Annotated in this window: 14 protein-coding genes; 8 read left to right on the top strand and 6 right to left on the bottom strand. The window is 57.3% G+C overall.

Annotation, left to right across the window (positions count from 1 at the left end; translation table 11 throughout):
- The first annotated feature begins 1 nt into the window (after window position 1).
- The 5 genes from prfA to kdsA are packed head-to-tail and all read left to right on the top strand — an operon-like array spanning window position 2 to window position 4,006.
- Window positions 2–1,084, top strand: coding sequence for a peptide chain release factor 1 (gene prfA / locus U9O48_RS12725; RefSeq protein ID WP_285148952.1), 1,083 nt, complete (start codon window positions 2–4; stop codon window positions 1,082–1,084).
- Window positions 1,084–1,914 (top strand): peptide chain release factor N(5)-glutamine methyltransferase, encoded by an 831-nt coding sequence (gene prmC, locus U9O48_RS12720; protein WP_285148951.1) that lies wholly within the window; start codon window positions 1,084–1,086, stop codon window positions 1,912–1,914. Before prfA ends, prmC begins: the two co-directional genes overlap by 1 nt.
- The gene (gene sirB2, locus U9O48_RS12715; protein ID WP_285148950.1) at window positions 1,911–2,303 is read left to right on the top strand and encodes an invasion regulator SirB2; all 393 of its coding nucleotides are present in this window, start codon (window positions 1,911–1,913) and stop codon (window positions 2,301–2,303) included. The genes prmC and sirB2 overlap by 4 nt, the downstream gene beginning before the upstream one ends.
- A 2-nt stretch (window positions 2,304–2,305) precedes the next feature.
- A complete protein-coding gene (gene sirB1 / locus U9O48_RS12710; protein WP_282494520.1) occupies window positions 2,306–3,115 on the top strand; it encodes an invasion regulator SirB1 in 810 nt (269 codons plus the stop codon).
- A gap of 36 nt (window positions 3,116–3,151) precedes the next feature.
- Window positions 3,152–4,006, top strand: a complete 855-nt coding sequence (gene kdsA / locus U9O48_RS12705) for a 3-deoxy-8-phosphooctulonate synthase (RefSeq protein WP_095282273.1) — start codon at window positions 3,152–3,154, stop codon at window positions 4,004–4,006.
- Window positions 4,007–4,104: 98 nt separating this feature from the next.
- Here kdsA and chaA read toward each other — a convergent pair whose 3' ends face one another.
- Window positions 4,105–5,205 (bottom strand): sodium-potassium/proton antiporter ChaA, encoded by a 1,101-nt coding sequence (gene chaA, locus U9O48_RS12700; RefSeq protein WP_282494519.1) that lies wholly within the window; start codon window positions 5,203–5,205, stop codon window positions 4,105–4,107.
- A gap of 270 nt (window positions 5,206–5,475) precedes the next feature.
- On the opposite strand from chaA, the gene chaB reads away from it, so the two are divergent.
- Both chaB and U9O48_RS12690 read left to right on the top strand, forming a co-directional pair.
- Window positions 5,476–5,706 (top strand): putative cation transport regulator ChaB, encoded by a 231-nt coding sequence (gene chaB / locus U9O48_RS12695; protein ID WP_285148949.1) that lies wholly within the window; start codon window positions 5,476–5,478, stop codon window positions 5,704–5,706.
- A 178-nt stretch (window positions 5,707–5,884) separates the two neighbouring features.
- A complete protein-coding gene (locus U9O48_RS12690) occupies window positions 5,885–6,580 on the top strand; it encodes a gamma-glutamylcyclotransferase (protein ID WP_282494517.1) in 696 nt (231 codons plus the stop codon).
- A 51-nt stretch (window positions 6,581–6,631) separates the two neighbouring features.
- On the opposite strand, the gene U9O48_RS12685 is transcribed toward U9O48_RS12690, so the two are convergent.
- From U9O48_RS12685 to U9O48_RS12675, 3 genes are all read right to left on the bottom strand, one after another.
- Window positions 6,632–6,874, bottom strand: a complete 243-nt coding sequence (locus U9O48_RS12685) for a DUF1883 domain-containing protein (protein WP_100779919.1) — start codon at window positions 6,872–6,874, stop codon at window positions 6,632–6,634.
- 212 nt (window positions 6,875–7,086) lie between these two features.
- A complete protein-coding gene (locus U9O48_RS12680; protein ID WP_285154153.1) occupies window positions 7,087–8,871 on the bottom strand; it encodes a methyl-accepting chemotaxis protein in 1,785 nt (594 codons plus the stop codon).
- 107 nt (window positions 8,872–8,978) lie between these two features.
- Complete coding sequence (locus U9O48_RS12675) at window positions 8,979–9,332, bottom strand: DsrE/DsrF/TusD sulfur relay family protein (RefSeq protein ID WP_324722597.1); 354 nt, start codon at window positions 9,330–9,332, stop codon at window positions 8,979–8,981.
- A 183-nt stretch (window positions 9,333–9,515) separates the two neighbouring features.
- Between U9O48_RS12675 and U9O48_RS12670 the strand changes: the two genes are divergently transcribed.
- Window positions 9,516–10,922, top strand: a complete 1,407-nt coding sequence (locus U9O48_RS12670) for a YchO/YchP family invasin (RefSeq protein WP_324722596.1) — start codon at window positions 9,516–9,518, stop codon at window positions 10,920–10,922.
- A gap of 2 nt (window positions 10,923–10,924) precedes the next feature.
- Here U9O48_RS12670 and narL read toward each other — a convergent pair whose 3' ends face one another.
- Window positions 10,925–11,575 (bottom strand): two-component system response regulator NarL, encoded by a 651-nt coding sequence (narL, locus tag U9O48_RS12665; protein WP_282494514.1) that lies wholly within the window; start codon window positions 11,573–11,575, stop codon window positions 10,925–10,927.
- Window positions 11,568–13,364: a nitrate/nitrite two-component system sensor histidine kinase NarX gene (gene narX, locus U9O48_RS12660; protein ID WP_285154155.1), complete on the bottom strand. Its 1,797-nt coding sequence runs from the start codon at window positions 13,362–13,364 to the stop codon at window positions 11,568–11,570. The genes narL and narX overlap by 8 nt, the downstream gene beginning before the upstream one ends.
- Between the last annotated feature and the right edge of the window lie 80 nt (window positions 13,365–13,444).

The following is a 13,444-nucleotide window of genomic DNA, read 5'->3' as shown; positions in this document are numbered from 1 at the left end:
TATGAAGCCCTCTATCGTCGCCAAACTGGAAGCGTTGCACGAGCGCCATGAAGAAGTTCAGGCCTTGCTCGGCGATGCTGCCACTATTGCTGACCAGGATCGTTTTCGCGCCCTGTCGCGCGAGTATGCGCAGTTAAGTGATGTTGCGCGCTGCTTTACGCAATGGCAGCAGGTTCAGGAAGATATTGAAACCGCGCAGATGATGCTCGACGACCCGGAAATGCGCGAAATGGCGCAGGAAGAGTTGCAGGACGCCAAAGCGCGTGCGGAAGAGATGGAGCAGGAGCTCCAGGTGCTTCTGCTGCCAAAAGATCCGGACGATGAGCGCAACGCGTTTGTCGAAGTCCGTGCGGGCACCGGCGGTGACGAAGCCGCGCTGTTTGCGGGCGATCTGTTCCGCATGTACAGCCGTTATGCGGAATCCCGCCGCTGGCGCGTCGAAATCATGAGCGCCAACGAAGGCGAGCACGGTGGTTATAAAGAAGTGATCGCCAAAATCAGCGGCGATGGCGTCTACGGTCGTCTGAAATTTGAGTCCGGCGGTCACCGCGTGCAGCGCGTTCCGGCGACGGAATCTCAGGGGCGTATTCATACCTCAGCCTGTACCGTAGCAGTCATGCCTGAGCTGCCGGAAGCCGAACTGCCGGATATCAACCCGAGCGATCTGCGCATCGATACCTTCCGCTCCTCTGGCGCGGGCGGTCAGCACGTTAACACCACCGACTCCGCGATCCGTATTACCCACTTGCCGACCGGCATTGTGGTGGAGTGTCAGGACGAACGTTCTCAGCACAAAAACAAAGCCAAAGCGCTGTCGGTGCTGGGCTCGCGTATTCGCGCCGCTGAAATCGCCAAACGCCAGCAGGCCGAAGCGTCTACGCGTCGTAACCTGCTGGGCAGCGGCGATCGCAGCGATCGTAACCGCACCTATAACTTCCCGCAGGGGCGCGTGACCGACCACCGTATCAACCTGACGATTTACCGTCTGGACGAAACGATGGAAGGCAAACTCGACTCCCTGATCGAGCCGATCGTGCAGGAATACCAGGCCGATCAGCTGGCAGCCCTGGCTGAGCAGGACTAATGGATTTTCAGGCCTGGTTACGTGCCGCCGTGAGCGAGCTTTCCGAAAGCGAAAGCCCGCGTCGCGACGCCGAAATCTTGCTGGAGCATGTCACCGGCAAAGCGCGGACCTATATTCTGGCGTTTGGCGAAACGTTGCTGACCGCCGGGCAGGAAGCGCAGCTTACCGAACTGCTGGCCCGTCGTAAAAACGGTGAGCCGGTGGCACACCTGACCGGCGAACGGGAGTTCTGGTCGCTGCCGCTGTATGTCTCCGCGGCCACGCTGATCCCGCGCCCGGACACAGAGTGTCTTGTCGAGCAGGCGCTGGCGCGTCTGCCTGAAAATGCCTGTCGCATTCTGGATTTAGGCACCGGTACCGGCGCGATTGCGCTGGCGCTGGCGAGCGAGCGTCCGGATTGCCAGGTGACGGCGGTTGACGTGATGCCGGACGCGGTCGCGCTGGCACAGCGTAACCTTGCGCGCCTGGGGTTCAGCAACGTTCAGATCCTGCAAAGCAGCTGGTTTAGCGCAATCGCCAGCCAGCAGTTTGACATGATCGTCAGCAATCCGCCGTACATTGACGAGCAAGATCCGCATCTGTCGCAGGGTGACGTGCGCTTCGAGCCGCTTACCGCGCTGGTCGCCGCTAACGAAGGGCTGGCTGACATCGAACACATTATTACTACCGCGCGCGACCATCTGGTTTCCGGCGGCTGGCTACTGCTGGAGCACGGCTGGACGCAGGGAGCCGCCGTGCGTGCGCTGTTCAGCGCGGCGGGCTACGACGCGGTTGAAACCTGTCGTGACTACGGCGGTAACGACCGCCTGACGCTCGGGAAAATGCCATGAGCGCGTTCAGCGTGTTGATTACGCTGCATATCGCCGCCGTGGTGCTGACCATCAGCTTTTTCGTGGTGCGCTACTGGTGGCGTTACAGCAATAACCCGCTGATTGACGCCCGCTGGGTGCGCATCGCGCCGCACGGCATCGACACGGTGTTGTTCCTTTCTGGCCTGGGTCTGATGTGGCTTACCGGCTATCTGCCATTTACTGATAAAGGCACATGGCTGACTGAAAAGCTGTTTGGCGTTATCATCTACATCGTTTTGGGTTTTATCGCGCTTGGACGTCGTCGTCCGCGCAGCCAGCAGGTCGGGTTTATCGCCTTCCTGCTGGGGCTGGTGGTGCTGTACATCATCATTAAACTCGCCACCACAAGAATACCGTTACTGGGGTAAGTATGAGGTCCTTAGCCGATTTCGAATTTAATAAAGTACCGCTTTGCGATGGAATGGTCCTGATCTCTGAGATGATCCGCGACGATTTCACCTCACAGTGGGTCTACGATGAGCTGGAAAATCTGGCAAGCCTGGCGCGTGAAGAGATCAGCGAAGCGCGTCCGCAGGACTGGCAGCTGGAGAAGCTTATCGAGCTGTTCTACGGCGAATGGGGCTTTTGCGACACGCGCGGCGTGTATCGTCTTTCCGACGCCCTGTGGCTGGATCAGGTTCTGAAAAACCGTCAGGGCAGCGCTGTTGCTCTGGGGGCTGTCTTGCTGTGGGTCGCTAACCGGCTGGATATTCCGCTGGTGCCGGTCATCTTCCCGACGCAGATGATTCTGCGCGCGGAGTGGCTGGACGGCGAAATGTGGCTGATCAATCCGTTTAACGGCGACACGCTGGACGAGCACACGCTGGACGTCTGGCTGAAGGGCAATATCAGCCCGGTGGCAGAGCTGTTTAACGAAGATCTCGACGAAGCGGACAACGCCGAAGTGGTGCGTAAGCTGCTGGATACGCTGAAATCCGCGCTGATGGAAGAGCGACAGATGGAGCTGGCCCTGCGTGCGAGCGAAGTGCTGCTGCAGTTCAATCCGGAAGATCCGTATGAAATCCGCGACCGTGGCCTTATCTACGCGCAGCTGGAGTGTGAGCACGTTGCGCTGAATGATTTGAACTACTTCGTTGAGCAGTGCCCGGAAGATCCGATAAGCGAAATGATTCGCGCGCAGATCAACTCGATCGCGCACAAACAAATTACACTGCATTAATCATAATTCCGATTCACACCTGAATAAGGCGATCCTATGAAACAAAAAGTGGTTAGCATTGGTGATATCAACGTGGCAAACGACCTGCCGTTCGTGCTGTTTGGTGGCATGAACGTTCTGGAATCCCGCGACCTTGCCATGCGTATCTGCGAGCACTACGTGACCGTGACCCAGAAGCTGGGCATCCCGTACGTGTTTAAAGCCTCTTTTGACAAAGCCAACCGCTCCTCTATCAACTCTTACCGTGGCCCGGGCCTGGAAGAGGGGATGAAGATTTTCCAGGAGCTGAAACAGACGTTTGGCGTGAAAGTGATCACCGACGTGCATGAAGCCTCTCAGGCGCAGCCTGTGGCTGAGGTGGTGGATGTGATTCAGCTTCCGGCCTTCCTCGCGCGTCAGACCGACCTGGTTGAAGCGATGGCGAAAACCGGTGCAGTGATCAACGTGAAGAAACCTCAGTTCGTGAGCCCTGGCCAGATGGGTAACATCGTCGATAAATTTATCGAAGGCGGCAACGACCAGATCATCCTGTGTGACCGTGGCGCAAACTTCGGTTACGACAACCTGGTGGTCGACATGCTGGGCTTCAGCGTGATGAAGAAAGTCTCTAACAACTCGCCGGTGATCTTCGACGTGACGCACGCTCTGCAGTGCCGCGACCCGTTTGGCGCCGCTTCAAGCGGTCGTCGTGGTCAGGTGACTGAGCTGGCGCGTGCCGGTATGGCGACTGGCCTGGCCGGTCTGTTCATCGAAGCGCACCCGGATCCAGCCAACGCCAAATGCGACGGCCCATCCGCACTGCCGCTGGATAAGCTCGAGCCGTTCCTGAAACAGATCAAAGCGATTGACGATCTGGTGAAGAGCTTCGACGAGCTGGATACCAGCAACTAATAAAAAACCCGCTTCGGCGGGTTTTTTTATGCCCGGCGGCGCGGGCATGATTGATTTTGTAGGCCGGGTAAGGCGAAGCCGCCACCCGGCAATCAAGATCAGGCAAATATCGTCATCAGATACGCGATAAACAGCGCCAGATGCGCCGAGCCATTCAGCACGTTGGTGCGTCCGGTTGAGAACGAAATCTGACACAGCAGCAGCGACGCGACCATCACAATCATCTCTGGCGCACCCAGCGCAAAGTGCAGGTCATTCCCGGTCATAAAGGCAATCAGCGTCACGACCGGAACGGTCAATGAAATCGTCGCCAGCACCGAACCGAAGAACAGGTTCATCGCGCGCTGCACCTGGTTATTCAGCACGGCTTTCAGCGCCCCTAAGCCTTCCGGAGAGAGGATCAGCAACGCCACCAGGAAGCCGGTGAAGGCCACAGGTGCGTTCAGCTCTGTCAGCAAAGTCTCCAACGGATTGGCGTTCATCTTGGTGACGGCGATAACCGCAATCAGATGCACGATCAGCCAAACCGTGTGCCACATGCTGCTGTGCGCCGAGGGTTTACCGTGGTGCGGGTCATCGTCATCGCCGTCGTCTTCATGCTCGTACACGAACAAGCTCTGGTGCGTTTTGGTCTGAATCAGCAGGAACACGCCATACATCGCGGCGGAAATCAGGGCAACCAGCAGCGCCTGACCGGTGGTGAAGTTAGCACCCGGCAGTGCCATCGGGAAGACGAGAACAATAATCGCCAGCGGAAAGAGGGCGATCAGATACTGTTTAATACCAAACAGGTTCATATATTGGGTGGCGAATTTGCCCCCGCCCAATAACAGCGAGAAGCCCACCAGACCGCCGGTAACAATCATGATGATCGAGTACAGCGTATCGCGCATCAGCGTCGGTGCCGCGTCGCCGGTCGCCATCAGTGCGGAAATCAGGCTGACTTCGAGAATAACAACGGAAAGACTTAAAATCAGAGAGCCATAGGGTTCACCCAGGCGGTGAGCCAGAACATCGGCGTGGCGTACGACGCTAAATGCGCTGGATAAAATACCAATAAGAGCAAGAATGTTAATTCCAACGACCACTGGCAGTGACTGACTACTTCCCCAGAAGAGCAGCACAGCCAGTGCCACAAGCGGGAAAATAAGCGACGTCTCCTTGTGGCGGGTCTTAACCGCCTCATGCGTTGTTGTCATGTGATACTCCGTCAATGCAGGTGTTTGTAATTATAGAATGAAAATGCAGGCCATTAAACTAACAGAAAACAGATAATTTCCAGTGATGTTTTACTTAATTTTACGTCACGGTGGCGATTTTTCTCAAAGTGCCTGTAAAAGCGTTTTTAATCTAAATACATACTAAATAACAGTAGATTAAGTTCATTCAATTCACACAATTGTCATTTTGACTGGCGAGGCTAACTCTCGTCGACCACACTTACCTTTTTGACTCAAAAGAGGTGAGTGATGCCCTACAAATCAAAAAGCGACCTGCCTGACAGCGTCCAGCACGTTCTGCCATCACATGCGCAGGAGATCTACAAAGAGGCGTTTAACAGCGCCTGGGAACAATATAAGGATAAAGAGGATCGTCGCGATGACGCCAGCCGCGAAGAGACGGCCCATCGCGTCGCCTGGGCGGCGGTAAAACATGATTATGAAAAAGGAGAGGACGATAAATGGCATAAAAAGAAATAGTCGCCTTATGATTAGCCGCCTCTGTTTTGACTTTTCCGGCTGTTGAACTTTCGTTGTATTGCAACTGGCCTGTGAATTGCTTATCGTTTGTTGACTGCTGTCAAAATGAGCAGAAAACGAAAATGCCGGGAAGGCGAACAAGATGTCGCAAGGAAGCATGCAGTGGCGGAGGTGGAAAGTGTTAACGCGTGATTTCTTAATGAAGGCAGATTGTAAGACGGCATTTGGTGCTATTGAGGAATCGCTTCTCTGGTCGGCTGAACAACGTGCAGCGTCGCTCGCCGCGACAATTGCCTGTCGTCCGGATGAAGGCCCGGTATGGATATTTGGTTATGGTTCGCTGATGTGGAATCCCGCGCTGGAGTATGTGGAATCCGCAACGGGTACGCTCCCTGGCTGGCATCGCGCATTCTGTTTGCGCCTGACCGCCGGACGCGGCAGCGCCTGTCAGCCTGGCCGGATGCTTGCACTGAAAGAGGGCGGGCGCACCACCGGTGTTGCTTATCGTCTGCCGGACGAGACCCTCGAAGAGGAGCTCTCGCTGCTGTGGAAGCGCGAGATGATTACCGGCTGCTATATGCCGAGCTGGTGCAAGCTGGAACTCGACGACGGTCGCACCGTCAATGCGCTGGTGTTTATCATGGACCCGCGCCATCCTCTGTATGAATCTGACACCCGAACGCAGGTCATCGCTCCGCTGATTGCTGCGGCCAGCGGGCCGCTGGGGACTAACGCTCAGTATCTCTTCTCCCTCGATCAGGAGCTGTCGCGTTTAGGAATGCAGGATGATTGCCTGAACGAGCTGGTGGCCCGAGTGAAAGCATTAATTGAAGGGGATTCCCGCGAAGCGTCATTGCGTCCGGGTTTTGCCTGATAAAAAAAGCCGGGTGGCGGCTGCGCCTTACCCGGCCTACAAAAGCGGATTTCAGGCAGCGACGTAGCTGACCGAATGCTCCAGCGACTGGCTGTGGCTGTCGATCAGCACATCCCAGGTGCCGGTGTAAGGCACGGTTAACCACGCATTGTCTTTATTCTGCACGCTGAGAATATCCGCCTGCGACGACTTCTGCGCTTTCGCGCTCATCAGATGAATATGACAGCGCTCAGAGCAGCGCACGACGACCGTATCCCCGCCAAACAGTTTCAAACTTGTTTTTACCAGTGCCATTTTTTACCCCGTTGTCCCGAAAAACGCGCTCCCTGCGGTTAATCCTGAGCGTGATGTTGTTCACAATTCACTCATGGCATAACACCAAAGGGGAAGGGTGGGGATGCTGATTTTGATCAAAAAATGGCATAACGTTTAAACAAAAATGACAAAATGCCTGAAAGGGTTCAGCTGGCGCGTATTTGACCAGGCCAATACGCGCCACACTAAAATTATATGCGGAAATGTCCCGCCGTTTCAGCAAGGTCGCCCGCCTGGCTTTGCAGGGCGCTCGCCGCGGCGGCGGATTCCACCACCAGTTCGGCGTTCTGCTGCACCATCCTGTCGAGATGGGTCACGGCGTGGTTGATCTCGTGGATGCCTTTCATCTGCTCGCTGGTGGCGATGGTGATTTCACGCATAATTCCCGACACGCTGCCGATGGTTGAGCGGATCTCGTCCATGCTTTCCCCGGCCAGATGCACGTAGCGCGAACCGGTTGCCACGCTGTGGGCGGTCGAGTCGATCAGCGTTTTGATCTCTTTCGCCGCCTGCGCGCTGCGACTCGCCAGACTACGCACTTCCCCGGCCACCACCGCAAATCCGCGACCCTGTTCGCCTGCGCGGGCCGCTTCCACCGCCGCGTTCAGCGCCAGAATGTTGGTCTGGAAGGCAATCCCGTCGATCACGCTGGTGATATCACCGATTTTGGCCGACGCCACTTCAATAGACTGCATGGTGGTAATCGCCTGAGAGACCACTTCGCCGCCGCGCGAGGCCGCCGCTGAAGCTTTGCTCGCCTGGTCGTTGGCTTCCGCCGCCGATTCGGTGGACTGGGTGACGGAGGCGGTTATCTGCTCCACCGCACTGGCGGTTTCGCGCAGGCTGGAGGCCGCCTGCTCGGTACGGCCCGATAGATCCTGGTTGCCTGCGGCTATTTCGCGCGCCGCGTTTTTCACCGAAGCGCTGGCGTCTCGCAGTTGCACCATCACCGTGGAGAGTTTGTCGCTAAAGGCGTTAAAGGCCTGAGCGATTTCCGCCACTTCGTCCTGGCCGTTGTCCGGCAGACGCTGGGAAAGGTCGTTGGTGCCGTTGGCAATCGAATGCATTGCGTCGCGAATATTGGACAGGCGTTTCAGCAGACGGGCGATCACGAAGTGGACAATCGCGCCGCTGAGCAGAACCAGGATCACCAGCGACAGGGCGGAAGCTTTCAGCAGGGCACGCATCCCGGAGGTGGCATCGTTACTGTCGAGGGCCACGACCAACAGCCAGTGCGTACCCGCCACCGGTGTGGCAATAAAGGTTTTCTCCATACCGCCCAGCGTGCCGTCGATTTCCTGGCCCTGTTTCAGAGCATTGATATCGACGCCGCCGATCGCCTCATTGAAGGGTTTCAGGGTCAGGGCCGGATCGTTGGCGGCGATTACCGTACCATCGCTGTCGATCAGCAAACCGCTGCTGGCAGGCGTCGGATGAATGCCGCGCACGTTTGCCACCACGCTGTCCATCGCCACATCCCCGGCCACGACCGCTTTCAGCGTGCCGTTCTCTTTTACCGGCACGGCGAAGGTCACCACCAGTTTACCGGTGCCTGCATCGACATACGGCGCGGTAACGACCGGCGCATCGGCGCTGACCACCTGCTGATACCACGGGCGTACGGTCGGATCGTAATCCGCCGGAACGCCGGCCGGATCGGAGAATTTCGCCGTTTTGCTGGCATACCCGACGTAGACGTTAGTAAAGCCACCCGCCTGCGCCAGCTGTTTAAACACCGGAACCGGGTCATCATTCAGCGCCACGGACTGTGCGGAGCTGATCACGGTCAGCTTGCTGTTGACCCAGTCCGCGATGGCGAGGTTATGGCTGGCGCTGGTGCTGGCCAGAATATCGCGCTGCGACTGCTGGTTATCCTTGCGTGTGACCTGGAAATTAATGACGGTATTAAGAAGAAGAGCGACGACCAGACAGCCTGTCGTCGCGGCGATGATACGGGCACGAATTGACTTTAACATTCACTGTGTACCTGCTGAGTTGACTTAAGTAGCCTATCGGCAACCCGGCGAGGAACTTGATGGTGCAACCGCGTCCATAAGTAAAAAATATGTAAGCGAGTTTATTATTAAAAAGTTAATACTTTATCGGCGGACAGGGTCCACTGCGCCAGTTCCACCAGAGTACCGATCTCCACGCCCTCAATCAGCGGCAGGGCGGTGATACCGCGCCCGTCGGTGCAGGTTTTACACAGTTTGACCGGGACATTCTGGGCGGTGAGGATCTCCAGCATCTGCTGAATGTTATAGCCCTCGGCGGGTTTTTGCCCTTTCAGCCCGGCGGTGACGGCATCCGACATCAAAAAGAGACGCAGATCCAGCTCGCCCTCCTGATCGCGCAGGGCAATGGCCAGGCGCAGGGTGTTAAACAGGGATTCACTTCCGTAGGCCGCACCGTTCGCGACAATCACAATTTTTTGCATGTTCACTCCTGTAGATAGCAAGGCACGGATAATGCCGGTGACCTATGCTACCGCGCTCCCGGGGGAAAAGACAAAGCGGCTTCGGGTTATTCCTGAAATTGCCCTTAAGGCTGCAAAACCTTCCAGAACGCGTTAAGGTTAGCACTGTAATTACCTGCGATCTGGATCACAGTTACGACATTCATGATGGCTTCACCACACATTCGCTCGCTGTTTTTCCTCCTCCTTATCCCGGCCGGAGCCGTTTTGGCTGCCTCGGGTACATTTGAACAGCAGGCTAAAAACCCTTTTGATAACAACGGCGATGGCCTGCCGGATCTCGGCTTAGCCAAACCGACAGGCGAAAGCGAAAAACATCTGGCGGAGATGGCGAAAGCCTTCGGTGAAGCGAGCATGACCGATAACGGCCTGACGACCGGGGAGCAGGCGCGTCAGTTTGCCTTTGGCAAGGTGCGCGATGCCGTCAGCGGGGAAGTGAATCAGCAGATTGAGTCCTGGCTGTCGCCCTGGGGTAACGCCAGCGTCGATCTGCTGGTGGACGACAACGGTAAATTTAACGGCAGCAGCGGGCGCTGGTTTATCCCCTGGCAGGACAACAACCGCTATCTGAGCTGGAGCCAGGTGGGTCTGACGCAGCAAAGCGACGGACTGGTGAGTAACGCAGGCGTCGGTCAGCGCTGGGTCGCCGGGAAATGGCTGCTGGGCTACAACACCTTCTACGACAATCTGCTGGATGAGAATCTACAGCGGGCCGGGCTGGGCGCCGAAGCCTGGGGAGAGAACCTGCGCCTGTCGGCCAACTACTATCAGCCGTTCGCCAGCTGGCGCGAGAGCTCCGACGTGCAGGAGCAGCGCATGGCGCGCGGGTACGATGTCACCGCCAAAGCCTGGCTGCCGTACTTCCATCATCTCAATACCAGCGTCAGCTTTGAGCAGTATTTCGGTGAGAACGTCGATCTGTTCCATAGCGGCACGGGGTATCGTAACCCGATGGCGGTCAATCTTGGGCTGGACTATACGCCGGTGCCGCTCCTGACCTTCTCGGCGGCGCACAAGCAGGGTGAGAGCGGCGTCAGCCAGAATAACCTCGGCATGAAACTCAACTACCGCTTCGGCGTGCCGCTGAAAAAACAGCTCTCGGCGGATGAAGTCGCGGCCACCCGTTCCCTGCGCGGGAGTCGCTATGACTCGCCGGACCGCACCAGTCTGCCGGTGATGGAGTTTCGCCAGCGTAAGACGCTGTCAGTTTATCTCGCCACGCCGCCGTGGGATTTGCATCCGGGTGACACGGTCAATCTGAAACTGCAGATCCGCAGCACTCACGGAATACGCGTGCTGCACTGGCAGGGCGATACGCAGGCGTTAAGTCTGACGTCGCCACCACGGGCGAACAGCAGTGATGGCTGGAGTGTGATCCTCCCGGCATGGGATGCAAACGAAGGGGCGACGAACCGCTGGCGGCTGTCGGTGGTGGTCGAAGATGAAGACGGGCAGCGTGTCTCTTCCAATGAGATCACGCTCTCTCTGTCGCCACCGCTGATGGCAGTGCCGGATGACGATCCAAGATGGAAACTGCTGCCGGACGAGTGAAACTAGAAAATGCGCTCCTGATGGACCCAGACTGCCGCTTCGACGCGGGATTTGAGCTTCATTTTCTTGAGCATGTGTTTGACGTGAACTTTCACCGTGCTTTCGGTGATATCCAGACGGCGGGCGATCATTTTATTCGGCAGACCCTGGGCAATCAGCTTCAGGATGTCGCGTTCGCGCGGAGTCAACTGAGTCACATCGCGATCTGACGTGGCGCGGTTGGCGCGCAAACTGGCGGCGAGTACCGGCGTTAAGGCTTCGCTCAGCACCATTTCACCTGCGGCGGCCTGTTGCAGGGCTTTCAGCAGATCTTCCGGTTCCATATCCTTGAGCAGATATCCGTCTGCGCCGCGTTTCAGCGCGGTCACCACGTCTTCTTCATGGTTAGACACGCTAAACACCACGATGCGCCCGGAGAGGGATTTTTCGCGCAGCTTATCCAGAGTTTCCAGGCCGTTCATGCCCGGCATATTGAGATCGAGCAGGATCAAATCAGGATCGAGTGACTCGGCAAGTTCAATACCCTGTTCGCCGTTGCTGGCCTCGCCGACAACGGTAATGTCTGCCGCCATGCTGACAAGTTGTCTTACGCCGGTGCGCAGCATCGGATGATCGTCGATTAACAGGATGGTTGCCGGTTCCTGATTAGTCATGGTTTTCTCCTTGAGAAGTGATGAGAGGCTTTTCGGGGATAAAGGTCACTACGACTTCAGTGCCGCCAGACTCTCCCCGGCGAACCTGGCAATCCCCACGCAGACTTTGCGCGCGGTCTCGCATAATAATTAAACCATAGTGGTTGGTACGTTCAGCGTTTTCCGGCACGCCGCAGCCGTTATCCTGGACCGTGAGACGCACCTGATTATCGTGATGCGTCACGGCCACCGTGACTGCCGTTGCGTCGGCGTGCTTGAGCGCATTGCTCAGGGCTTCGCGGGCAATTTGCAGCAGGTGAATCGCCTGATGGGAGGGGACAAAACGCGGCGGGAGCTGGTAGTCCAGCTTCACCGGGAACCCCAGTCGGGCGCTAAATTCGTGGCAGCTTGATTCTAATGCCGGGCGTAAACCCGGCTCGGTGAGCTGCAGACGGAAGGTGGTCAGCAGTTCGCGCAGCTGCACCCAGGAGGTGTTGAGCTCGTTGCGGATCTGGCTTAACAGCTGTTTGCTGGTGGCGGGCAGAGCGTCGTCCTGCATCTGCAGACAGCTGACCTGCATTTTGATACAGGAGAGCGACTGGGCGATCGAGTCATGCAGTTCGCGGGCGATGGTGGCGCGCTCTTCCATAACGATCAGCTGCTGCTGTTTTTCCTGATGGCGGTCCAGCGCCAGGGTCGCGGTGAGCTGCTCCACCAGGGTGTCGACCAGCTGCTGCTGATCGTGGCTCAGGTGGCGACCGGTCGGCAGGGTTGCCAGCAAAATCCCGTACTGGGTGTGGCTGTCCGTGAGACGCCATTTCAGGGTTGTACCGCTGCTGGCGAGTGTTGGCAGCCCGCGCGGACACAGGTGACAGCCTTTATCGTCGCAGGTCATGTCGGACTGGCAGGTGAACTCCTGATGGTTCTCTTCGTCTTCGACGTCGTAGACGCGCAGTTCAATATCGTGCAGCAGGGTCAGATTTTGCAGGCCGTTCAGCACCGGCGACAGGCGCTCGCAGAGCGGAACCTGAGAGTGGAGACGGCGGTTGGCTTGCCATAAGAAGGAGAGAATTTCGTTCTTTTGCTCAAGACCGGCGGTTTTTTCCTGTACCCGTTTTTCCAGTACCGCGTAGCTCTCGGCCAGCTCGCCGGACATATCATTCAGGGCCTGACCGAGCATCGCCATTTCGTTGCGTCCGCTGATGTGCGCCCGCTGGGTAAAATCACGCTGGGTGACGGCGCGGGCCACGGCCAGGAGTTGCTTCCAGGGATGCAGCAGGCGCGCGCGCAGCCAGACGATGGTGAACACCAGCAGCAGGGCCATAAACACTGCCATTGCGCCGTGGACCATCACCACGCGCTCAATGCGCATTTCGGTGGAGGAGTCGAAAGAGGAGACGAGGGTATCAATGCGGGCGACGAAACTGGCGACATCACCGGCAACGGTGTCGGGGCTGTGCGCCTGCTGCAGGCCCGGTTTCAGCTGACTGTGCCAGTAGCCTTGCAGGGCGTTAAGCTGTTGGGTTTGTCCATCGCGCTGGGCGGCAATTTCCAGTTCGGGGCTGAATGCGGTACGCTCCATCTCATCCAGCAATGCCTGGTCTTTCGACGTCAACGGAACGGCAGCCAGCAGGCGATAACTCTGCATACGCAGGGATCCTGCCTCGTTAATGGCATGAGCGCTACCCTGTACGCCCTGCACCAGCCAGCCAGAGATCGCCATACCGGTCACACCAATGGCGGTGGACAGCAACACGATGAGGGCCAACTGATTAACCAGCGTCAGCGGAGAGAAGAGTCGTTTTAACATGGGCTTGCCGGGCTCCTGATTTTGCCTGCCTCCAGGAATGGCGCTATTTTCCTGCATACCCTGGAGTATACCCATACCAA

This window comes from Lelliottia sp. JS-SCA-14 (genome assembly GCF_035593345.1).
Classification (GTDB): domain Bacteria; phylum Pseudomonadota; class Gammaproteobacteria; order Enterobacterales; family Enterobacteriaceae; genus Enterobacter; species Enterobacter wanjuensis.
Note: the sequence above shows the minus strand (reverse complement) of the source record. Positions and strands in the feature narration are given on the sequence as shown.